General features: G+C 53.8%; 19 protein-coding genes and 1 pseudogene. 16 read left to right on the forward strand and 4 right to left on the reverse strand.

The window, feature by feature from the left end; genetic code table 11:
- Positions 1–29 precede the first annotated feature (29 nt).
- The 7 genes from L21SP2_RS03865 (at position 30) to L21SP2_RS03895 (ending at position 9380) form a co-directional block, all read left to right on the forward strand.
- The gene (locus L21SP2_RS03865; protein WP_024267183.1) at positions 30–1451 is read left to right on the forward strand and encodes an RHS repeat domain-containing protein; all 1422 of its coding nucleotides are present in this window, start codon (positions 30–32) and stop codon (positions 1449–1451) included.
- Positions 1444–2772 carry an ABC transporter permease gene (locus tag L21SP2_RS03870; RefSeq protein WP_024267184.1) on the forward strand — a complete coding sequence of 443 codons (1329 nt, stop codon included), beginning with the start codon at positions 1444–1446 and terminating at the stop codon, positions 2770–2772. The genes L21SP2_RS03865 and L21SP2_RS03870 overlap by 8 nt, the downstream gene beginning before the upstream one ends.
- A gap of 54 nt (positions 2773–2826) precedes the next feature.
- Positions 2827–3507, forward strand: a complete 681-nt coding sequence (locus L21SP2_RS03875) for an ABC transporter ATP-binding protein (RefSeq protein ID WP_024267185.1) — start codon at positions 2827–2829, stop codon at positions 3505–3507.
- Entirely contained in the window at positions 3504–4940 is a 1437-nt protein-coding gene (locus tag L21SP2_RS03880) for an ABC transporter permease (RefSeq protein WP_024267186.1), read from the forward strand. Before L21SP2_RS03875 ends, L21SP2_RS03880 begins: the two co-directional genes overlap by 4 nt.
- Before the next feature lie 48 nt (positions 4941–4988).
- Positions 4989–5699, forward strand: a complete 711-nt coding sequence (locus L21SP2_RS16820; RefSeq protein WP_024267187.1) for a UvrB/UvrC motif-containing protein — start codon at positions 4989–4991, stop codon at positions 5697–5699.
- Positions 5692–6765, forward strand: coding sequence for a hypothetical protein (locus tag L21SP2_RS03890; RefSeq protein ID WP_169730417.1), 1074 nt, complete (start codon positions 5692–5694; stop codon positions 6763–6765). Before L21SP2_RS16820 ends, L21SP2_RS03890 begins: the two co-directional genes overlap by 8 nt.
- Before the next feature lie 71 nt (positions 6766–6836).
- Entirely contained in the window at positions 6837–9380 is a 2544-nt protein-coding gene (locus tag L21SP2_RS03895; protein WP_024267189.1) for an ATP-dependent Clp protease ATP-binding subunit, read from the forward strand.
- A gap of 126 nt (positions 9381–9506) precedes the next feature.
- On the opposite strand, the gene L21SP2_RS03900 is transcribed toward L21SP2_RS03895, so the two are convergent.
- Positions 9507–10709: a hypothetical protein gene (locus L21SP2_RS03900; protein ID WP_144082915.1), complete on the reverse strand. Its 1203-nt coding sequence runs from the start codon at positions 10707–10709 to the stop codon at positions 9507–9509.
- An 87-nt stretch (positions 10710–10796) separates the two neighbouring features.
- Here L21SP2_RS03900 and L21SP2_RS03905 point away from each other — a divergent pair, with 87 nt between their 5' ends.
- On the forward strand, positions 10797–12701 hold the full coding sequence (locus L21SP2_RS03905) for a toprim domain-containing protein (protein WP_024267191.1): 1905 nt from the start codon (positions 10797–10799) through the stop codon (positions 12699–12701).
- Positions 12702–12711: 10 nt separating this feature from the next.
- Positions 12712–14621 (forward strand): annotated as a pseudogene (locus L21SP2_RS03910) (DNA topoisomerase IV subunit A).
- Positions 14622–14673: 52 nt separating this feature from the next.
- Here the strand turns inward: L21SP2_RS03910 and L21SP2_RS03915 are convergent.
- Positions 14674–15750 (reverse strand): histidine kinase dimerization/phosphoacceptor domain -containing protein, encoded by a 1077-nt coding sequence (locus tag L21SP2_RS03915; RefSeq protein WP_041401138.1) that lies wholly within the window; start codon positions 15748–15750, stop codon positions 14674–14676.
- 105 nt (positions 15751–15855) lie between these two features.
- Between L21SP2_RS03915 and L21SP2_RS18515 the strand changes: the two genes are divergently transcribed.
- The gene (locus tag L21SP2_RS18515) at positions 15856–16218 is read left to right on the forward strand and encodes a response regulator (RefSeq protein WP_024267193.1); all 363 of its coding nucleotides are present in this window, start codon (positions 15856–15858) and stop codon (positions 16216–16218) included.
- On the opposite strand, the gene L21SP2_RS03925 is transcribed toward L21SP2_RS18515, so the two are convergent.
- Together L21SP2_RS03925 and L21SP2_RS03930 are read right to left on the reverse strand one after the other, a co-directional pair.
- Positions 16199–16831, reverse strand: coding sequence for a pseudouridine synthase (locus tag L21SP2_RS03925; protein WP_041401140.1), 633 nt, complete (start codon positions 16829–16831; stop codon positions 16199–16201). The two genes, L21SP2_RS18515 and L21SP2_RS03925, sit on opposite strands and share 20 nt — an antisense overlap.
- The gene (locus L21SP2_RS03930; RefSeq protein ID WP_144082916.1) at positions 16828–17292 is read right to left on the reverse strand and encodes an RluA family pseudouridine synthase; all 465 of its coding nucleotides are present in this window, start codon (positions 17290–17292) and stop codon (positions 16828–16830) included. Before L21SP2_RS03930 ends, L21SP2_RS03925 begins: the two co-directional genes overlap by 4 nt.
- A 99-nt stretch (positions 17293–17391) precedes the next feature.
- Between L21SP2_RS03930 and L21SP2_RS03935 the strand changes: the two genes are divergently transcribed.
- The 6 genes from L21SP2_RS03935 to L21SP2_RS03960 are packed head-to-tail and all read left to right on the forward strand — an operon-like array spanning position 17392 to position 23331.
- Complete coding sequence (locus L21SP2_RS03935) at positions 17392–18225, forward strand: TrmH family RNA methyltransferase (RefSeq protein ID WP_024267196.1); 834 nt, start codon at positions 17392–17394, stop codon at positions 18223–18225.
- Between the two features lie 55 nt (positions 18226–18280).
- Positions 18281–20251, forward strand: a complete 1971-nt coding sequence (locus tag L21SP2_RS03940) for a PPC domain-containing protein (protein ID WP_024267197.1) — start codon at positions 18281–18283, stop codon at positions 20249–20251.
- Positions 20248–20979 carry an RluA family pseudouridine synthase gene (locus L21SP2_RS03945; RefSeq protein WP_024267198.1) on the forward strand — a complete coding sequence of 244 codons (732 nt, stop codon included), beginning with the start codon at positions 20248–20250 and terminating at the stop codon, positions 20977–20979. Before L21SP2_RS03940 ends, L21SP2_RS03945 begins: the two co-directional genes overlap by 4 nt.
- 16 nt (positions 20980–20995) lie before the next feature.
- A complete protein-coding gene (locus L21SP2_RS03950) occupies positions 20996–21430 on the forward strand; it encodes a response regulator (protein WP_024267199.1) in 435 nt (144 codons plus the stop codon).
- Positions 21431–21457: 27 nt separating this feature from the next.
- Positions 21458–21670 (forward strand): hypothetical protein, encoded by a 213-nt coding sequence (locus tag L21SP2_RS03955; protein ID WP_024267200.1) that lies wholly within the window; start codon positions 21458–21460, stop codon positions 21668–21670.
- An 11-nt stretch (positions 21671–21681) separates the two neighbouring features.
- Complete coding sequence (locus L21SP2_RS03960) at positions 21682–23331, forward strand: bifunctional metallophosphatase/5'-nucleotidase (protein ID WP_041401143.1); 1650 nt, start codon at positions 21682–21684, stop codon at positions 23329–23331.
- Positions 23332–23345 lie beyond the last annotated feature (14 nt).

Raw genomic sequence — 23345 nt, forward strand, 5'->3', positions numbered from 1 at the left:
AACGAGTGAAGGGGAACGAGTAAAGGATAATGAGTGAAGGGAATCAGGTGAACGGCAGACAGTCCAGGGGAAGTCAGCTCATGGGGCTTCGGTTCCCCGCAGCTCTGAAATGGGTCTGCTCAATGCTCATAATTCTCACCGCCCGCCCCGCTGTGGCTCCCCTCCAGGGCCAGGAGCGTCCTTCAGAGGATGATGGTGAACCTCCCTATGTGCTTCCCCGGGAGTACTCACATCTGCCCTCCGGCCTGTCGGAGCTGGAACAGGTTCTGGGGGAAATCCCCCGGGGGTACGTCGAAAGCATCTTTTCCGCTCCGCGACCCTGGGTGACCGGACAACAGCTTCGTTCCCCCAGGGTGAGGACAGAAATGCCGGATATTCCGTCCCGGGCTCCTGAGGTCGGGACTCCCGGGAATGATGGGTATCTCCTGTTGCGCCGGGAGTGGGAGCTGGATCGGGTCCCCGGATCATTGAGGGCACGGTCCCAGCAGTTTTTTTCCACCTACCGTCTGATGATGCTCCACCTCTATTCATCCGCAGGCGGCGGAGGATCAGCCGGGGAGTATCTTGGAACCCGGGTGAAGCTGTATGGCATGGAGCGATCCCGGGATACCCTTCCCGGCTCTCAGGAAGCTGCGGTCACCCTTCCCGGAGCCCCGCTTCTTTCCTGGCCGGATTCCCGGGGAGGAACGGCTGCCGGAAGGGATGTGAATCAGCCCAACTCCCCGGGGTTCGTTTTGGAAACGCTGCTACTTTTGGAGCTTCATTACTCGTCTCCGGGATGGCTGGAGTTGTTTTCGGAGAATCTGTATGACAGCTCCTTCGGCTTCCTGTCCCAGACCAGATGGGAAAACGGCCGGATCCGGGAATTTTCCCTGGCCCGGGACAGCGGAAGAGGTTTTCGGGAAATCATCCGGGATGAGCACCGGGATATTCTCAGTCTGCGCCGCTATGATGACGGCGGGAGGTTGGAGTTCCGGGATTCCCTGAATTCCATGGTCGAAGTTCGCTATAACTCCCAGGGAATGCGCATAGAAGAGGAGAGCTTTCCCGGGGGAGGCAGCGAAATCCGGCGGTATCAGGATAATAATCTCCTCCTTTCTTCTACACGTCTGTATCCCGACGGAAGAGAGGAACAGCGGATATTCAGCTACAGCGACGCCGGAGATATCCTTTCAGAGCGCTATGAGGGGCCTCTGGGGATGCTGGAAACCAGGTACCGCTATAATGGAGGCGATCTCTCGGAGGTGATAAGCACCCGGGACGGCAGCATTATCCGGAGAGTGGAGTATGAAGAAAACGGGCGAACGGAAACCCGCTATGTCAGGGGAAATGCAGTACTCCGGGTCTATTTCGAAGGAGAGAGGCGGATGTATGAGGAAGAACTTGTGAATGGTCAGGTGGTCCGCCGCCGGGAGTACGGCGAGGCATCGGGAGACGAAGGGAATGATTAGACCGTCCGGACACAACAGGGCAGGAAGACGCGGATTCAGGCGGATGGAGTGGATTCTGTTCATCGCCGGAAGGCTGCTGAAAAGCAGGCGAAAGTCCCGGAGTTCGGTTACCGCATCCCTTTCAATTCTGGGGTTGGCGGTGGGTGTTCTGACCATGATCACCGTCATCTCGGTGATGAACGGTTTTCAGATGAACACCATTGAAGATCTTATTGAGCTGAACAGTTTTCATTTAAGAATTCCCTCTGGAAGCGCAGATGACCAGGGAGAAGTGGCCTCACTTCCGGATCTGCCCTCTTCGCAGGAGCTGGAAGAGCTTCGGGGTGTTTCCATGGCCTTTCCGATTATTGAGACCCAGGCCCTGGTGCAGGGATATTTCAGCGGTACCCAGTCCATTATTCTCAAGGGTATCGATCCGGAGCTTCTTTCCCGGGACGGAGAGTTTGCCCGGCGCCTGAAGCTTGAGCAGGGCACACAGATTCCCGGGGACTCAATAATCCTTGGAAGGGAACTTGCCCGTTTTCTGGGGGTTCAACAGGGAGACTATATTCAGCTGACCGGTCTGGGCGGCGATTCCATATCTTTGCGGGAGCCGGTGAGCATTGAGCTCCAGGTCTGGGAGACCTTCGAGAGCGGATACTATGAATTTGACCGCAACTGGGGCTTTATCAGCCTGGAAACCGCCAGGGAACGTTTTCAGGCAGGCTATCGGATGGAGATGGCGGTGAAAATCGATAACCGGTTTGAAGATATCCTGGTCATGCAGCGAATTCGCTCCCGCTTTCCCTCCCTGGGTGAAAATTCCATTATCAGCTGGAGAGAATTCAACCGGAGTATTTTCGGGGCTCTTCGGGTGGAGAAGACCATGATGTTTTTTCTGGTGGGTCTCATATTTCTGGTTGTGGGTGTGAACATCTTTCAGGGGCTGAGGCGGTCGGTACATGAACGGATGGAGGACATCGCCGTTCTGAAAGTGATGGGCGCTTCAGATACGGATGTAAGAACGATTTTTGTATTCGAAGGGGTGCTCATCGGGTTGTTGGGAACCCTCATCGGGCTGAGTGCCGGCACCCTCATATCCGCCAATATCAACAGAATTTTTTCTGCAGTTGAGGCCGCAGTGGCATTTTTGAGCCGACAGACCAATTTCAGCATATTTTCTCCCAGCTATTTTTATCTGGAAGAAGTGCCGGTGAGCATTATCCCCGGTGAACTGATGGGAATATGCCTGCTCTCTTTTGCAGCAGCCATGATCTCCGCCCTGGCAGCTTCGCGGCGGGTATCCAGCCTCAAGCCCAGAGAGGTGCTGAATGATGAATAATCCCTTTTCAAACGGCCGCATCGAACAGGCCCGGATCAACAAGGAGTAGATGAGATGAACGGTCAATCATATTTGAGTGTTGAAGGATTGGAGAAGCGCTACGGTAACGGCAGCAGCGGGATTACCATCCTGGATAATCTGAACATGGAATGTTCCAGGGGAGAGATCACCATTATTACCGGTGAAAGCGGGTCGGGAAAAACAACCCTGCTCAATATTCTGGGGGGACTGGACAGCGCCGACAGGGGAACGGTGACCGTGGAGGATATCCGGGTCAGTTCCCTGAAGGAACAGCAGCTTTTTGCCTATCGCCAGCAGAAGCTGGGCTTCATTTTCCAGTTTCACCATCTTCTCAGGGATTTTTCGGCACTGGAAAATACCATTCTCCCGGCTCTGATTGCCGGGGAACGGCGCCATGAAGCCGAGTCCCGGGGCAGGGAGCTCCTTGACCGGGTGGGCCTGGGCGAACGGATGGATAATCTGCCCCATCAGCTTTCCGGGGGGGAGCGGCAGCGGGTGGCGATCACCCGGGCACTGATCAATAACCCGGCTCTCATACTGGCGGATGAACCCACAGGCAGTCTGGACGAAGAGCGCAGCCGGGAGGTTGAAGATCTTCTTTTCGATCTGGTGCGCAGCCGGGAAGGGACCATGATTATTGTAACCCACGATCAGCGTCTGACTGCCAGAGGGGACCGTTCTCTCCATCTCACCAGGGGGAGGCTCCAGCAATGAGTTCCCCGCGTATCGGAAATCAGAGACCCCCGGGCGGCGGAGGCAGACTGGGCTTTCTCGGCTCTGTTACACTCCGCTTTCTCTTCGGCTCACGGGGATTCAGCGAAGGAAAGTCCCGGCGGGGGAGCAGTTTCCGCAGGGTCCGGGGAGGAGTGATCGGGATTACCCTGAGCCTCATTCCCCTTGTGGTGGTGTTTGTAGTTGCAAACGGAATGATCAGCGGAATTACCGCAAGATATCTTGAGACCGGCAGTTACCATATCCAGCTGGTGTCCCGGGGAAGGGCTGGAGCCGAGACTTCCCGGGTCCAGGAGGAAAAAGCCCTGGAGTATACCCAGGTGATCGGTGCATACCGGGAGGTGCAGGGGCTGGGACTTCTTGCCGGAGGAAAGGGCCACAACGGGGTTCAGATCCGGGGAATCGACCCTCAGCTGTATGAAAAGGACCGGGGCTTCCGCCGCTACATGGAAGTGAACGCCGGGGAGTTCAATCTTGAAGAGCCCCGATCCATCGTTCTGGGGCAGAATGTGGCCAATACTCTGGGACTGGAACCCGGCGACCGGGTGAGGGTAATTACCGCCAGGAGCGACGGTTCACGGGGGCTGCTTCCCAAGGTAAGCGCCTTCACCGTTACGGGTATTGTTTCCAGCGGGTACCGGGAACTTGACGCATTATGGGTGTTCATGAGCAGTGAAGACGCCATGTCGGTAATTCCTCCGGGGGAGGCACGGGAAATAATCGGGATCAAGGTGATGGACCCCTTTTCCCTGGATCCCCAGGCGGGGAATCTCAGTTTTATCGATCTGCCGGACAGCAGCACAGCAGACAGGCCGGGCGAAACTCCGTTTATTTACCGATTTCGGCAGGGGCTGGATACGGACTGGAGACTCTACACCTGGTTTGATCTTGAGCGCAGCCAGTATATGAGCTTCATTACCACCAGAAATCTGCTCCTGTTCATTATGGTGCTCATCGTTCTGGTTGCCGCAGTAAATATCAGCTCCGCGATGATCATGCTGGTACTGGAGAAGCAGGAGGAGATCGCCGTCCTCAAGGCCATGGGGATGCCCAACTCCCAGCTGATGGCGGTGTTCGTTGCCGCAGGGGGAATCACCGGTACCATCGGTACCGTTCTGGGGCTTTCACTGGGAAGCCTGGCGGCGTATAATGTAAACGGGATTGTCAGAATCCTGGAATATATTGTGAATGCCGCAGGGTATTTGAAAACCCGTCTGATTTCTCCCAGGGATGTCTATATTCCCTTTGAGCTGTTTAATCCCGATTTTTATCTGAGCAGTATACCGGTGAACCTGCACCCCGCCGATGTGCTGATTATGGCAGGCGTATCAATTATGCTCAGTGTGGTAATGTCCCTTCTTCCCGCCCGCAGGGCCGTTCGGCTGGATCCCATTTCCCTTCTGCACCGGCATTGAGCATTCCAGAACCCGGAAAGGAACGGGGGAAAATCCCGAGGAGCATACATGTCAAATTCTGAAGACAAAAACAGCCCGAATCCTGAAGAAGCCGCCGGAACCGGAAGAGATGAGTCGGCTGCTTCGGAGAGCGCCGGGGTCTGCGAGATCTGTTCAAGCGATGAACATATTCTGGTACTCCGGCAGATGCTGGGAAAAAAAGAGCGAACGGTGAATATCTGCACAAACTGCGCTTCCATTCTTGGAATAGAACGTCCCGAAAGCGGGATCCGGCCCCAGACCGGCGATCTCCTCACCGCCGTACTGGATCCCGGGGGCGTCGGGCCCAGGGACAGCAGGGTCTGCGATTCCTGCGGCATCAGCTATGCGGAGATCCGCCGGCAGGGACTTGCAGGATGCGCCCGCTGCTACGATGTATTCAAGAGCGAAATTACTGCGCTGCTTCGCCGGGTAACCAACCGCAACAGTCACCGGGGCAAGCTTCCCCGTCGTCTGTGGAGGGTAAAAAGCCTGCTGATTGAAAAACCCGAGCTGGAGCTGGAGCTCCGGCGGGCTCTTGAGCAGGAAAACTACGAGCTGGCCGCCAGGCTGAGGGCCGCCATCGCCGAGCTGGAAGGGGAGGAAAAGCCCTCAGGCCGGCCACTGAGCCATGGGGCGGGAAAAGCCCCGGCAGATGAAAACGGCCGGGAAGATGGAAAAGCCCGGGAAGAAGGAAGTGCCGCGGAAGAGGGAAAACCCCGGGGGGATGAACATGAGTAAGCACGATGATCTATCCGCCGTTCTCTCAACCTTGCCTGATTGGATGACCGGGGAGGGGGATGAAGACGATGTGGTGCTTCTCTCCCGGATGTCCCTGAACAGAAATGCCGAGGAATTCCTCTTTCCCCACCGGATGGACAGTTCTTCCCTTCTCCCGCTGCTGTCGGGATGCGATGAGTCGGTACGGAACATGTACGGCCAATCCCGATCCTATGAGTTGAACGGAACGGATGATCACACCATCACTCTTTTGAGGGAAGAGCTGTGTCTTCCCGAGTCCGCCGATCCCCGGCGGCCGGGCCGGAGATTGTACCGGGACAGTTCCGGCAACAGGGCGTTCCTGGTGAACAGTCAGGATCATTTTTCTCTGCTGAGTTTCATGCCCGGGTTTCAGCCCAACCTGCAGTACCAGACACTGGAGAAAATGGATGACATTTTGGAGCAGCGCTTCAGCTATGCGGTATCCATGGATCTTGGGTATCTGCGAAGCAAAATTGAGCGGGTGGGTAATGGCATTCAGGCTGATATTTGGCTGCATTTACCTGCTCTGTCCCGGTTCGGAAATTTCAGTGAAGTTCTGGCCCACGCCCAGAGAGAGGGAATGCAGCTCAGTTCCTTCGGTTCCCGGGGGGATTCCAGTCTCGGCCAGGTATATCAGCTGAGCTGCAGAGGGGTTCTGGGTGATAATGAGGCGGAAACACTGGAAAAGCTTGCTTTAGTGGTGTTAGAATTTATACATTATGAGAGGGAGTCCCGCAGATCCCTGATGGAAGGCGGAACCCTCGAATTTATAGATGTACTGTGGAGGGATTATGCCGTGCTGCGGCATAGCAGACTGCTCGGACTCAGGGAGAGTTTTGAGCTGCTGAGCCGTCTGTCCCTGGGTCAATCCCTGGGAATCCTGCCCGGAGACAGAGCGGTGAGCAGAGCGTTGTTTTTTCTGACGCAGCCTGCCCACATCCGCCATGTTTCAGGCTCTGAAGGGGAAGGGGAGGAGTCAGAACAGACGGTGGATGATTTTGCCCGGCAGCGGGCCGATATCTTTCGCCTTGGTCTTTCCTCCTGAATCCCTGAATAATTCCGCCTCAGTAACCGATTATGTAAAAAACGCCGTGTATTGTCTGGCAAGGAGTATGCATGTTTAAGGGTCTTACGCAACGAGCGCAAAAAATACTGACCATTCTCGCCCAGGATGAAGCAAAACGATTCCATTCGGATCAGCTTCTCCCCGAACATATAATGATCGCTATTCTGAAAGAGGGGGGCGGTCTCGCCTACAAAGCCCTCCTGAAGGCGATGGTTGATCCTGCCAAAATGCAGGTTGAACTGGAAAAAAATCTTCCCCGGAAGCGGGGAGGTTTTATCCTGGGAGATGTTCCCCCCAGTCCCCGAGGGAAGAAGGTTCTGGAGGATTCCGCCGAGGAAGCCCGTCAGATGGGCCATGAATTCATCGGAACAGAGCACCTGCTTCTTGCATGTTCCAAGGAAGGGGAAACCAGAACCTTCCTGGAAGAGAACCAGGTGAGTGTGGATAACCTCAGAGATATTGTTATGGATCTTGCGGGGTACAGCAAGAGTTCCTCCGCTTCCTCCGAATCCGTTTCATCCCAGCCCGCCGGCGGAAGCGAGCGAAAGCGCAGCGGCAGCCAGCAGAAGAAGACCACCCCCAATCTGGACGAGTTCGCCCGGGATCTCACCGCAATGGCCAAGTCCGGTGAGCTGGATCCCGTGGTGGGCAGGGTAAGGGAAATCGACCGGGTTATCCAGATCCTGGCCCGGCGGAACAAAAACAACCCTGTGCTGATCGGTGAACCCGGGGTGGGCAAGACGGCCATTGTTGAAGGTCTCACCCAGAAAATCAACGACGGAAGCGCCCCGGATGTACTCCTGGATAAACGGGTTATGACCCTGGATCTTGCGGCGGTGATCGCCGGCACCAAGTACCGGGGTGAGTTCGAAGAGCGCCTGAAGAGGATTATGAAAGAGATCGCTCAGGCTGCGAATATCATTCTGTTTATTGATGAACTGCACACAATAATCGGCGCAGGCGGTGCCGAAGGGGCAATTGATGCCTCCAATATGCTGAAACCCGCCCTCTCAAGGGGTGAAATTCAGTGCATCGGTGCAACCACATTGAATGAATACAAGAAGTACATAGAAAAAGACGCCGCCCTTGAACGCCGTTTTCAGACGGTGATGGTTGATGAGCCGGATATCGGGCATACTATCGAAATCCTCAACGGGGTGAAGGACTGTTATGAGGAGTATCACAATGTCTCATATACACCCGGAGCCGTTGAAATTGCAGCCACGCTGGCCCACCGCTACATTACCGAACGCTTTCTCCCGGATAAGGCCATCGACCTCATCGATGAGGCGGGTGCCCGGAAGCGGATCAAGCATTCTGTCCGCCCCGATGAGATTCAGGAACTGGAAAAAGAGATTGAGCGTCTGAATGATGAGAAAAGCAACCTGGTGATGTCCCAGAATTATGAACGCGCCGCCGCCGTGCGGGATGAGGTGCGACACCTCAAGTCCCGTGTGGAAGATATCAGGCAGAACTGGAAAATTACCCTGAAAACCGAAGCAAAGGTTGTGGATTCCGAGGATATTCAAAAGGTGATATCCGATATCACCGGAATTCCCATTACCCGTCTTGCGGAAAGTGAAAGTCAAAAGCTTCTCAGCATTGAGGACGAACTTCATCGCAGCGTAGTGGGCCAGGACGATGCCATCAAGGTTATTTCCTCGGCCATCCGCCGAAGCCGGACGGGACTCTCAAGTCCCAACCGGCCCATGGGATCGTTCATCTTTCTGGGTCCCACAGGAGTAGGGAAATCCCTGCTGGCAAAAACGCTGGCTGAGTTTCTCTTCGGCAATTCCGATGCCCTTGTTCGCATCGATATGTCCGATTTTATGGAAAAACACAATGTGAGCCGTCTTGTGGGATCTCCTCCGGGCTATGTAGGATATGAAGAAGGGGGGCTTCTCACCGAAAAGATCCGCCGGAAGCCCTATGCAGTGGTTCTCTTTGACGAAATTGAAAAAGCCCATCCCGATGTATTCAATCTTCTTCTGCAGATGCTGGAAGAGGGTGAACTTCAGGATAACCTTGGCCATAAGGTGAATTTCCGGAATACGGTGATTATTATGACCAGCAATGCCGGGGCACGGGAAATCACCCGTGACGGAGCAGTGGGTTTTAAAACCCAGGAAGGAATCCTGGATTACCGGGAGATCCGTTCCAGCGCCATGAATGAGCTGAAGCGTCTGTTCAGACCCGAGTTTATCAACCGGGTGGATGAAACGGTTGTGTTCCACAGTCTGAGCAGGGAGCAGGTGATGAACATCCTGGACATCCAGCTGGGCGAGGTGCAGCAGCGTATGGCTGAGAAGGAAATGGTTCTTGAAGTTGTGAAAAGCGCCAAGGATTATCTGGCGGAAAAGGGCTACGATGTGAAATTCGGCGCCCGGCCTCTGCGCAGAATTATTCAGCGGGAAATTGAAGATCCCCTGGCCATGGAAATAATCCGGGGCAAGTACGGGCCCGGAAGCCATGTGGTGGTTGGAATGCGGAAGGGAGAAATATCCTTCTCGGAAAAATCCGGCAAGGACTCGGAAAATGCCCGGAGCAAGGAAGAAAGTACCGTTGCAGCAGGAAGCGGCAGCAATAATAACTGATCCGCATCCGTACTCCATTCCCCGTACAGCAATCCCCTGGTGCATTTATGGATGCACAGGCAGAAAAAAAACCGGAAGCTCTCTGCTTCCGGTTTTTTTATCCGCTGGTGTATTCCTTACAGGTTGTTATTGATAATTTCCCAACTCCAGGAAGGTGGACAGCATCTCCTCAAGTCCCCGGGCCCGGGTACGGTTGATAAGATACTCTTCCTCGGTATACAGCCCTTTCAGAATGATGCGGCCCTTTTCTTCGGTACTGATTCTCTCCAATGCCTGGAGAAGCCGGCGCCCCACGGGAATATAGATCCGTTCCAGCCGGTATGCGGGATCTCTCAGCTGTTCCCGGTACTCCGGCTCCGGAAGCGTGTAGAGAAATGAACCCGCAAGTTCAATATCCCCTCCGTACAGCCCGAACGCCCGTTCGCTGCTTCCGGTAATTTGCTGCAGCACCAGGTACAGGCCCAGACCCACCCCCGGTCGCTGCTGGATTTCAAGATATGCAGGTATGTCGGTACTGTGCCTCTGGTTTTCAAGACTCAGATAGCTGATGCCTGCATCATCCTGCTGCCGGATAATGCTGCTGCCCTCCAGAACTCTTCCCGGATTCCGGCCGATGCTGGCAGCATCGAACACGGTACCTTCTTCAATGTTCTTTTCTCTCACATCATCCCCCGGCTGTTGGGAGGCCCGGGAGGAGTCTCCGGTGCTATCTCCGGAGGAATCAGTCCCGTTTCCGGAGCCCGGTTCTGTTGCAGCATCCCGGGCAGCAGGATCTGCCGTACCATCGGACCGGGGAGGAGCAGCCCGGGGGGTATCACCGGAGCTGCTGAACAGGGAGCTGGCGAAGTCAGCCTCCTCAAGAGCCTTGCTGAGACGCTCAACTTCCTCCCGGCTGCGGGCATACTGCTCGCGCAGTTTCTCAAGCTCTTCCCTGTTGCTGCGGGCGGCTGATTCCAGTTCGCCAATGGATTGGGGCAGGGTGTCAGGGTTCGAATCTCCGGTAATCTCCTGAATCTGTGCAAGGATTTGTTCCTGCCTTTGTATCTGCTCTCTCAGTTCATCCCGTTCATTTCTCACACTGGTCAGCTCTTCCTCCAGCCGGAGGGTTTCGTCCTTGAGTTCCTTCCGTGAGTCGGGTCCTCCCGCACAGGAGCTCAGGATGAGAAACAGCACGAGAAATACGGCGGAAGAGATCGGTTTCGATAGCGGAGGCACGGGTGCTGGTGCTCTCCGGGTTTTCTGTGTCCGAGTTTCGGGTGTTTCCCCTGCAAGCAGTAATTCCGGGGCAGAATCCATCTGCATCCCCCCCGGCCTGGTAGTATCTGTCATATTTCCCCCGCTTAGAGAATCGGCATTGGAGTCTCGGCCCTTGAGGCTACTTCTCCAGCCCAGGCTGATATGTTATGATGGCTGACTATGGGAAGGGGAACAAAAACTACGAAAAAACCTGCGGCAGAATCTACCGCATATGATGAAAGTAAAATTAAAACCCTCAGCTCGCTTGAGCATATCCGCCTTCGCAGCGGAATGTACATCGGACGGCTGGGTGACGGTTCCAATCAGGATGACGGAATTTACATTCTGCTGAAGGAAGTGATCGATAACTCGGTGGATGAATTCATCATGGGCCACGGCTCCACCATCGATATCACCATTCAGGGCAACCGCCTGAGTGTACGGGATTACGGCCGGGGCATCCCCCTGGGCAAAATCGTTGAGTGCGTATCTGTGATCAATACCGGAGCCAAGTACAATACCGAGGTGTTTCAGTTTTCTGTGGGACTGAACGGTGTGGGCACCAAGGCGGTGAACGCCCTCAGTGAAGATTTCATGGTGCAGGCATTCCGGGAGGGAAAATACGCCCGGGCGGACTTTTCCCGGGGAAACCAGAAGGATGAGAAAAAGGGGAAGAGTCAGGAGAAGACCGGTACGCTGATCAGCTTCGTGCCCGATCCGGAAATCTTTCCCGACTACCGTTTCAATCTTGAGTTTATCGAAGAACGGCTGTGGAACTATGCCTATCTGAACTCGGGACTGACCCTCCGGCTCAAGGTGCTGGATGAGAACGGAAAAACTCTCACTGCAGAGGAGCACGAAAGCTCCGGAACGAAGAAAAACGGCTGGCAGGTATTCCATTCGGAAAAGGGCCTGCAGGATCTCCTTGAACGGGAAGTGGGGGATGAACTTCTCTACAACATCAGCTACTACAAGGCACAGCATCTGGAGTTCGCATTTACCCACGGTCAGAGTTACGGGGAAACCCACTGGAGTTTCGTGAACGGTCAGTTCACATCAGATGGAGGGACCCATCTTTCGGCCTTCCGGGAGGGGCTTCTCAAAGGGGTTAATGATTTCTATCAGAAATCCTACTCCGGGGTGGATGTCCGGGAGGGCATTGTGGCTTCGGTTGCGGTGAAACTGGAATCCCCGGTTTTTGAAAGTCAGACCAAGAATAAACTGGGAAACACGGAAATCCGCAGCTGGATTGTTCAGGAAACCCGGGAGGCTGTGGCGGATTTCCTCCATAAAAACAAGACGGCGGCCAAACGCATCCAGGACAAGATTATCAACAACGAGAAACTCCGCAAGGAGCTGAATGTTGTCCGGAAGGAAGCAAAAGAGGCTGCAAAAAAAATCGCCCTGAAAATTCCCAACCTGAAAGATTGCAAATATCATCTGGGAGATAAAAAGCGGGGTGAAGAAAGCACCATATTTATTACCGAGGGAAAGTCCGCATCCGGTTCCATGGTAAGCTGCCGGGACGTATACACCCAGGCAATATTCTCCCTCCGGGGAAAAATTCAGAACATGTTCGGCCGAAGCCAGGCTGCAATATATAAAAATGAAGAGCTCTACAACATGATGATGGCCCTTGGCATCGAAAACGGGATAGAGGGTCTGCGGTATGCCAGGATCGTGATCTCAACCGATGCCGACCATGACGGGTTTCATATCCGGAATCTGCTTCTCACCTTTTTCCTCAGCTTTTTTGAAGATCTGGTGGTGCAGGAGCGGGTGTACATTCTGGAAACTCCCCTCTTTCGGGTGAGGAACAAACAGGAAACCCGCTACTGCTACAACCTGAAGGAGCGTGACGAAGCTCTCAAGGCGATCCGTAACCCGGAGGTTACCCGGTTCAAGGGGCTGGGAGAGATCAGCCCCAACGAGTTCGGCCAGTTTATCGGAGAAGATATACGGCTTTTGAAGGTGAATATCAGAACCATCAAAGGACTCCATGAGACCATGGATTTTTACATGGGGAAAAACACCCCTGACCGTAAATCTTACATCATGCAGAATCTTCTGGATGTGAGCGACTGAGGAAACCACCATGGCATATGTAGAAAAACTTTTTAATTCAAATTTCCTGGAATACGCCAGTTATGTAATCAAAGACCGGGCGATTCCCCATATTGACGACGGACTCAAACCGGTTCAGAGGCGAATTCTCCACAGCCTTCTGGAAATCGATGACGGGAAATTTCACAAGGTGGCCAATGTCGTGGGCCACTGCATGAAATATCATCCCCACGGCGATGCATCCATCGGTTCGGCCCTGGTGGTGCTTGCTAACAAGGATCTGTTCATCGACAAGCAGGGAAACTTCGGTAATATTTTCACCGGCGACGATGCATCCGCCGCACGGTATATCGAATGCCGTGCGCTGTCGTTCGCCAAGACCATGCTGCATAATCCCGAACTCACCGAGTATGTCCCATCCTACGACGGACGGAACCAGGAACCGGTGGTGTTTCCCGCAAAAATGCCGGTGGTACTGGTGCAGGGTGCCGAGGGAATCGCAGTGGGCATGAGCACCAAAATTCTCCCCCACAATCTTCTGGAAGTGATGAAGGCGGTTAAGGCACGACTGAGGGGAGAGAAGCTTGAGCTCTACCCGGATTTTCCCACCGGAGGTCTGATGGATGCCTCCGCATACGATGAGGGCCTTGGTTCGGTCCTTGTGAGGGCGAAAATTGACACATCGGATCCCAAGCGTCTGGTAATCCGGGAGCTTCCTTTCGGAACCACCACCGAAAGCCTTATCAGTTCAATTGAGAATGCTGCAAAGAAGGGCAAGCTGAAGATCGGCGGAATCAATGATTTCACCACGGAAAAGGTTGAAATAGAAATTCAGCTGGCCCGGGGAGTCTATACCCAGGATGTGGTGGACGCCCTGTTCGCCTTTACCGATTGCGAACAGACAATTAGCGTCAATCTGCTGGTGATCAAGGACGGCCAGCCGGTTGCCATGAAAGTTTCTGAAGTGATCGATCACCACGCCCGTCAGCTCCAGGCGATCCTGAAAAAGGAGCTGGAGCTGGAACTGGGGCACCTCAAAGATAAGCTTCATGCCCGAACCCTTGAGCGCATCTTCATCGAAGAACGGATTTACAAACGAATTGAGGAAATGGATACCGCCGAAGGGGTGCGCAGCGCAATTCTGGAGGGATTCAAACCATTTCTCAAGGAAATCAAACGGAAGATCACCGATGAGGACCTTGAACGGCTGCTGAAAATACCCATCCGAAGGATCTCCCTCTACGATATCAACAAGGCCCGGAAGGAAATAGAAGAGATCAACGCCCGGATCAAGCAGGTTCAGGCGTATTTGAAAGATATTGTGGGGTATGCCGAGTCGTTCATCGACAGGATAATTGAAGACCGGAAAAATGATTTTCCCCGGATGACCCAACTCACCAGCTTCAGCAAGGTGGATGCCCGGGAGGCGGCGGCCAGGAATCTCACCCTCCGGTACGACAGCAAAACAGGGTATCTGGGAACCTCCGTATCCGGAGGGAAGGCCCTGTTCCAGGTGAGCGAGTTTGACCGCATCCTGATGATCAAGAAGGACGGGGATTATTCTGTTCATCCGGTGAATGAAAAATTCTTCGCAGGCAAGGGCTGTTGAATGTGATTCTGGCGGATAAGGATGAGCTGTCCAAGGTCTCCCACACGATCATCTACCGGAATGAAGAAAGCAAACAGCTGTATATTAAGCGCACGGTAATCGAAAAATACATCCTGGAAAAGAACTATTCTCTGGTACCCGACGGCGGAAAACTCACCGCATATTCCACCCGGAATAAGGGAACCATAACCCTGAGCTACAAACCGAAACCCAACCTCAGAGTTCTTCAGGAAGACTTCCGGATAGAGGATTTCCTCATAAAGGGAACCGAAGCCAGGGGAGTACGTCTGAGCACCAAGGAAGTGAAAAAGATTAAAATCAGCGCCAAATAGCACTGTATCCGGCACGTTCCTCTTCAGTCGATGGATATCAATTGATGGAATTTTAATCGATGGATTCGGCGGTCAGAGGCGGATACTGCCCGTCATCCCCGGCGGCGGCCTCATGCCGGGGAAGGGGCATTTTAATCACGTATTCGTAACCCCTGTGGGTTTCCATGTACACCTCGGCTCTGATCTGCCGTGCCAGTGCAGTAATAATCCTGGATCCCAATCCGCCGCCGCTGTGTTTGCTGCTGCCGGTTCCGTTATCTGAAATAATGATAATCCGCTCATCCGCTGTTTCTCTTCCGTAGAGATTGATCCGTGGGTTCTCATCGGGGGAAGAGAAGGCGTGCTTACAGGAGTTGGTCACGATTTCCAGAATGATCAGACTCAGAGGCGTGGCATGTTCCAGGCTGATACCGCTCTGGAACTGCAGGTCCACTTCCAGATCCAGTCCGGGAATGTGATAACTGCGGATCACCGAATCCACCAGTCTGGGCAGGTGGCTTTGAAGGTTCACGGAGGTTCTGGTTTCATCGGAGTACACGTTGTCGTGAACCGATGCGATGGTTCTCACCCTGCGTGCCAGGATATCCAGATGATCCTCCACAGATGTGCCGCTTTTCTGGAGGGCATTGTTCCGCTGCATCTGAATAAGACTGATAATGAGGGTGAGATTATTTTTCACCCTGTGATGAAGTTCCTGTACAAGAACTTCCTTATCCTGTATCTGACGGTTGAGCTGGGCGGAGATCTGTTCAATTCTGTGAATCCTGGCCCGCAGTTCCTGGAAATAGTTGCCCAGAAGCCCCATGCTGCCGCCCACGGTCATGCCGAATATCTGGGCGATCAGTTTGCTTTCCGGGCTGAATTCCGGATGGCCCAGCAGAGCGAACAGGAGCAGATTCGCCGGCAGACCCAGTGTTCCGGCAATAATCCCTCCGGTAAACCCGAAACCCAGGGATGCGGCAATTACCGGAAAGGCCACAATATAATTTGCCGAGACCCCCAGGCTCCGCCCGAAGCTGAGAATGATTCCGCTATATATCAGCAGAGACAACAGGAGGACGGGCCAGCGGAACCGGCGGAAGTAGCTCTCATGAATAAAAAACAGTTTACCGGTATGTGGTTCACTCACCTGATGCTCCTGGAAACGGCATTTTACTGCAGTATATCCTTCAATTTCATCCTTTCCAACGATCAGCACGTTGATACGCATACAGGCTCTGAGTATACTTTTCACATGAATGAGACGGTACTGATTGTAGAGGATGAAGCGCTGGTGGGACTATCGATGCAGGATACTCTCATACGCTATGGATTCAAAATTCCCCGGGTTATCGACAATGCAGATGAGCTGATTCCGGCAGTCATGGAATACCGCCCCGATCTGATCCTCATGGATATACGGATAAATAGTTTTGTGGACGGTGTGGATGCAGCGGAGCGCATCCGCCTGGTTTCGGATATTCCTGTGGTGTATGTAACCGCACACAACGATCCCGCCACCCGTGGCCGGGCAGCCAAAACCGACCCCATGGGATATCTGGTAAAGCCGGTGGAAGAAACCACCCTGGTACATACCGTTAAAAGCGTGCTTTCCTGACCCACTCCGGCATGGGAGCTTCAATGATAATCTCCTTTTGCAAAAATGGATGGAAAAACCGAATTTTCTGATGCTGCAGAAGAAACCCCTCTTTCTGTTTTAACGGGGCGGCTCCATAGAGAGTATCTCCCTGTATCGGACAGCCGATGGCGGCCAGGTGGCAGCGGATCTGATGTCTCTGGCCCCTGCTGATCATAATCCTGCATATGCTCCCGCCGTCCCGGGATACGCTGCATGAAAGGATGCGGGTCTTCGCGGCTCTGGGGTTCCCCCGGTATTTTTCTCTCCAGGGAAAACTGCCGGATATCTCTTCCTCCGGACTGTTTTTTACCGCAACCATTTTTCCCGATGATCTCTTACTGCTGTGTGCCATGGGATATTCGATACTCACGGGCAGGGAACCGGGAATTCTGCCCTCCACACATGCAAGGTATTCCTTTTCCACTGCCGATTTTCCGGCTGAACCCCGGATCAGGGAGCGAAATGTTTCAAAGGCTTCCTGATTCCTGGCAAAGAGCAGTACCCCGGAAGTCCAGTTGTCCAGCCGATGGAGAAGGTATCCCTCCCTCCACCTGGAATGATCTGCTGGAGCGTCTCCGGAGTTTTCTTTCACAGGGAGTACTTCGGGATAGCTGCCTGCAAGCTGCTCCAGCACCGACCCGGGGCTCCCCGGCGGGGCATCCCCATGGGGTGGCAGGCGCTTCCTTCAGGTTTATCCACCGCAAGGAGCCATTCGTCCTCATAGAGTACGGCGAGTTTGCCCGGGGAACCTGCAGGTTCCCTGGTTGTGGTTCTGCGGGATTGGGTATCTGCGGAGGGGGGGAGGAGGAGGATTTCTATGGTCATCCCCGGTTTCAGGATCAGCCCCTTGGAGGCGTGTTTGCCGTTGACCGTCACTTCCGCCGATGCAATTTTCTGCTGCCAGAATCTGCGGCTTCTCCGGGAAATATCTGAAGCATCAGAAAATTCCCGGCGGCTGAGAAATGTATCCAGCCGCATGCCCTGCAGGGCGTCTGAAATCTGTATGTGCATCGGGTCATCAGTCTGCCGACCCTCATCGCCTTGGCTATTCATGCTGACTCACGCTCCAGGTCCAGCGTGCACTCTCCATCCTGCATGTTCGGGATTACCGCATCTGGACATACCCCGACAGACTAAACTATAGTTTTCCCCATGAACAGCGGAGAAGGTCACTCCTATTACATTTCAAGCAGCAAAAATCCGAAAATCAAGGACGATATCCGTCTCAGGGAGCGGCGGCACCGGCGGCTCACCGGGCTGATGACGGTGGAGGGGTATCCTGAATTTCGTCTTGCCTGGGAAAGCGGGGCGGAAATCCGCAGATTGTATATCTGTCCCGATTTTATAAAGGATAATGAACAGGCCTTTCTCTCCCAGCTTGAAAGCAGGGGGCTCAGGCCTCTTACTGTCAGCTCCCGGGTGATGGACAAATTGGCCTACCGTGAACACCCGGATGCCTGGCTTGCGGTTCTGGAATGGAAACGCCCGGCTTTGAACGATCCACGGATGTCCGGCGAACATTCCAGCGGTCTCTATATTATTGCGGAAGATCTTGAAAAACCCGGTAATCTGGGTGCCATTTTGCGTTCCGCCGATGCTTCGGCTGCTGCCGGGGTGATTGTAAGCGAGGGCAGAACAGACCTGAGCAACCCCAATGTGGTCCGGGCTTCCAAGGGAGTGAATTTTACCATGCCCTGCACCGAAGCGGGCAACAGTGAGACCTGGGAATGGCTCAGCTCCCGGAATATTCCCGTCCTTATTGCGGATCCCGGCGGCGAGAGCCTCTGGGAGACTTCTCTTCCTGTACCGGCGGCGGTTGTGCTCGGGGCTGAAAAAGAGGGGGTAAGCTCTTTCTGGCGGGAGCGGGCCTCCCTGAGAATCGGCATACCCATGGACGGAAGGGTGAACAGTCTGAATGTTGCCCAGGCGGGAACACTGATCATGTATGAATATCTTCGAAGAAAAAATCTGGAAATACAACGGTAATGGCGATAGGATAGCATTCATATCAGCCAACCTGCTATAACACCCTGGAGGACACATGAAACGATTGTTTATTTTCTCTCTTTGCCTGATTTTCTCAGCGGCGCTTACCGCACAAACGGAAATCCTTAACGTAAACGGAAGTCTGGATGCGTCTGCTGCCGATGAGTCGGTTGAGTGGTTTCAGCTCAACCCTGACAGGGGAGCATTTCTCAGCGCCGAGGCTGTAAGTCTCGATTTTACTCCCCGGATCCTGATCCAGTCTCCTGACGGTCAAATCAGGGAATTCCCCGGAAGGGGCAGCAGCGCCCGGGCCACATTTTTCGCCTTGGACGAGGAAGGCTATCGTGTGGGAGTGGCTCTCCTGGATCAGTATTCCGGCAGTTCGGGATCCTTTATTCTGAAAGTTCAGCAGGCTGAGGCCAATGCTTCCCTTGAAGGCGGGGCAACTCTCCGGGGCGAACTGGAGAGTTCCGACTCCTGGGACCCGGTTGATGAACGCTATATTGACTGGTACCCGGTGAACCTTGAGGCCGGCGTACCCCACAGAATTCTCCTGGAATCCTCGGAATTCGATGCATTCATGTACCTTCAGTATCCCGACGGCAAGGTTGAGACCATGGACGACGGCCGGGGCAGGGACAGTGTCATTACCCTTCTGCCTCCGGAAGAGGGCAGGGTAATGGTAGGTGCCAGTTCCTACAGCGGAAGCGATACCGGCAGATACTTCCTCTCCATGGAAATTCTCGAGGATCTTCCCGAGCTGCAGAGCAACCGCAGCATACAGGGACGGCTGGATTCATCCAGCGGAAGCAGCCTCTTCGCCTTTCAGCCCGATACCGCCGGAGCCTACCGCATCAGCCTGGAATCCGACGATTTTGACAGCATCCTGCGGGTTCGGGGAGCCGACGGCATGTACCTGGAAAATGACGATATGGCAGGGGCAGGGGGGACCAACTCCGCCCTCGCCTTCAGTGCCCGGGCAGGTGAACGGATTCTGGTGGAAGCCGCCAGCTGGAGCGGGGGAGGCGGGGAATTCCGCCTGGAAGTAAGCTCTGCACGGAGCATTGCCCTGGGAGAAGATATTGAGGCTCAGCTTCCCGGCGCTTCGGAGTATCAGCTCAGCGGTGAAGCGGGAGACTTTATTTCGGTCGAGGTGGTGAGCAATGACTTCGATACAGTCCTTCAGATTACCGATTCCCGGGGAAACATCATTGAGGATGATGACAGTCCCTCGGATGATTGGTATTACCGGTCCCGGCTCATCTACTATTTTCCCGAAGACGAGAGCCTTGCGCTGCGTGTAAGTTCCTACTCCGGAAATGAAGAGGGGAGCTATATTCTTCGCAGCCGTGTGATGGATATGGATCCGCCGGAAGATTATCCCCGGGGACATACCCTTTCCCGGGGTGAAAGCATACTTGGAATGATCTCTCCCGATGATGAAACCTTTGATTTAGGTTCGGGGGATGTATACAGCATTGAAGCCCGTGCCGGTGAACAGATCCGCATTACCATGGAAAGTGATGATCTGGACAGCTATCTCACTCTGATTGCTCCCGACGGCGGTTCCTACAGCGATGATGATTCCCTGGGGGACTATAATGCGGAAATTGATATTGCCGCACCGGCGGACGGTACCTATCAGCTCATTGCCAGCGCCTACGGGCAGAATACCGGACTGTATAATCTTGAGTACAGCTCATCCGGGCAGCTGGACTTTCTTCTGAATGAAACCGGGGAGATCAGTGACGACGACCGAAGGGATATCAGAGGGGTTCGATTCGATGCATATGACATCTCTCTGGTGAGCGGCCAGGAGGTGAGTATCCGTCTCTCAAGTCAGGATTTTGATACCCGGTTATACGTGAATGATCCCCAGGGAGATTCATTCGCGGAAAACGACGATTATGCCGGCACCAATTCCCGGGTGGATATTGTGGCTGATCAGTCCGGGGAATACCGGATCGTGGTGATGTCTTTTTATGAAGATGCCCGGGGCGAATATCAGATTCAGGTTCTTGAATGAAACAGGGAGACTCTCCCCGCTCCAACTACTCTCCACCGGTGGAAATCCTGTATGAGGATAATCATCTGATGATTGTGAACAAGCCCTGCTCCATGCTGGTACAGGGGGACAATACCGGTGATATCCCCCTGCTGGAGGAGTTGAGGGAATTTATCAGGATCCGGGATGCCAAACCAGGAAATGTGTTCCTTGGGCTGGTCCACCGTCTTGACCGCCCCACCAGCGGGGCGGTGGTCTTCGCCAAAACCTCCAAGGCTCTCAGCAGAATGAACCGCCTCTTTCAGGGAAAAGGTGTGGAGAAAATTTACTGGGCTCTGGTGGATTCACTCCCTCCTGATACACGGGGCGAACTGCGGCATTTTCTCCGCCGGGATTCGGGAAAAAACAAGAGCTTTGCAGCTCCATCTCCCGGGAAGGGACGGAAGGAGGCGGTGTTGAAATACCGTCTGGTGCACAGCCTGGAGCGCTATCACCTGTTGGAGGTGGAGCTGCTCACCGGCAGACATCATCAGATCAGAGCCCAGCTCTCTGCGATTAATGTGCACATCAGGGGCGATTTAAAATACGGTGCGGCACGGAGTAATCCCGACGGCGGTATCAGCCTCCATGCCCGCAGCATCGCATTCGAACATCCGGTAAAACATACTCCCCTTCAGGTAACTGCGGACCCCCGGAACGTGCAGGGCGATGATTTGTGGAAAAAACTCCCCATATACGGTAGCATGTAATACATCAGGAGGATTCATGCCTAAAGTGTTGATTGTGGATGATCTTGAGTCCAACAGGTATGTGCTGAAGACTCTGCTGAAACTCTTCGGCCCCAAGGCAGGCGTGGAGGTGCTGGAGGCGTCCAGCGGAGTGGCTTCAGTTGAAATTATCAGAAATGAAAAGCCCGATCTGATCCTTATGGATGTTAAAATGGAACGGGAGGATTCGGGAATAGAAGTGGTCAAGGTGATCAGAACCATTCCGGAGTTCCGTGACACTCCTATCTGGGCGGTCACAGCCCAGGCCATGGATGCCCATGACGGCATGGAATCGGATAAGGAGCGCAGCCTGAGGGCGGGGTTCACCGAACATATCACCAAACCAATCAACCAGGCGGAGATGCTCCGGAAAATTGCTGATACCTTGGGTCTTCATATACCCGACAGGATTAAAAAGCGGATGGGAATTTAGAATGTACACACGGCAACGGGAAATACTATGAGCAAGGTTGAGAAATTTTATGCTGAAGAAGCTGACTTCCTTCTCCGGGAAAACATGAACAGGCTGAAGGGATTGATCGATCTGTTATGTCTGGGAGCCATGGACGACATGAGCGAGGAGGAAAAAGAAGAGTTTCTTCAAAAGATACAGAGCAATATGAACAGCTTTTTTGATACTTTGGAGGATAGTATTCTGAAGCGGAAAAAGTAGGTATCAGTGTTATGAAGCAGCAATTGTCCCGGTACTTTTCCGGCAACCTGAGGGTTCCCGGCGGATATGTAAAATTCCTCCTTGTATTGTGCGTAGTCTCCATTCTTTCCCTGTCCTGTGAACGGAGTTTTACCCCCCATCTCGATATTCTTTCCGCACATTCCCTGAAGGGGCAGATATTTTCGGATGTGAAGGAAGTAAACGGAGGAGAAATCAGGCACCGGGGATTCAGCCTTCTTTCCTCAGGCCTGAATCAGTTCCGGAGCAGGACGACGTTTCCCCACCTGTTCATTGCAGATAACAACAGTATTCACGGAAGCCCTGAGGCCTATTTCTCACGGGGTATGAACATCATTGAACTGCTGAATTCTGCGGAATGCGACGCACTGATTGTGGATACCCGCGAGCTGTACTTCGGTCTGCCCAGGCTGCAGGAGCTGGCTGAGGCGGCGGAGTTTCCCATGGTGAGCGCCAATATCCGCCTGAAGTTCAGCAATGAGCCTCCGGAATTCATTCAACCCTATTTTTATCATCCCCGCTATAATATTCTCATAATAGGTCTTTCCAGTCCCAACCTTATTGAACGCAGTCTTCCTGCCCACAACCAGGATGTGTCCCTGATTCCTTCTTCCCGGGCCGTTGAGCAGGCAATCAGGCAGTTTCAGATGGACTCGGGCATGAGCTGGACGGTCTCCCAGGCCCCTCTAGTGGAACGCCCCTTTGTGCTGGTGAATGCGGTAAGTCACAAGCTCAATGCCGGTGAGACGCCGGTCTTTCCGGGTAATCTGGATCCCGATCAGATTGATCTGCTGGTCATGGGAGAACGGGATCTTCCCTATGACGGCTTTGCCCGCTCCCTTGTGAACCTTCCGGGGATGGATCCCCGATGGAAGAATAAACTGGTGCTGGTTGACGACGGCCGAAGCGACCGGGGAGGTTTTCTGGACCGGATTCGGATAATGAACGGCAAGATTCAGAACTACACAGAGCTTGCCCTGGACTCGGCGCGATTGGAGCCTGACACAGAAATCTCTGAACTTCTGTTCACCATTCGGGAAGAGTCGGGAAGCATACTGGGGCAGAGAATAGCAGACAGCAGTGAAGAGATTTCCCACAGCTTCTCGGGTGACTCGGAACTGGCGCATATCGTTACCAACGCCATGCTGGATTACAGTTCCGCCGATTTTGCACTCATAAACAGCGGTTCCATGCGTGGGGGGCTGGATCAGGGGCCGGTGACCGTTCATGAAGCGTATTCCCTTCTGCCCTTCGAATCGGGATTGTACACCCTTGAAGCACGGGGGGATCAGATACTGGAAATTCTGAACCGATCGGCATCGCTGTACGCCGATCCGGAGGGTGAGAAGGGATTCCTCCAGGGATCGGGGCTGGAATATGCGGTATCCCTTCAGAACGGTTTATATGTAGTGAGACCCCGGGATGTTAAAATCGGGGGAGAACCCCTTGATATGGGAAGGAATTACACCCTTGTCACCTCTACATTTCTCCATGCCGGAGGTGACGGGTATGAAGAATTTGGCGAGCTGCCCATTCTCAGGGAACACAACGATACCCTGCTGGCAGTTTTTCTCAGGTATCTCAACTCCATGGAAGAGATCCGGCCTTCCCCGGAGCCGAGAATTCGACTGAAATTGAGTTAGTGAGGCCGATATTC

Origin of the sequence: Salinispira pacifica, from assembly GCF_000507245.1 — a bacterium.
In the GTDB taxonomy this organism is placed as follows: Bacteria; Spirochaetota; Spirochaetia; order DSM-27196; family Salinispiraceae; genus Salinispira; species Salinispira pacifica.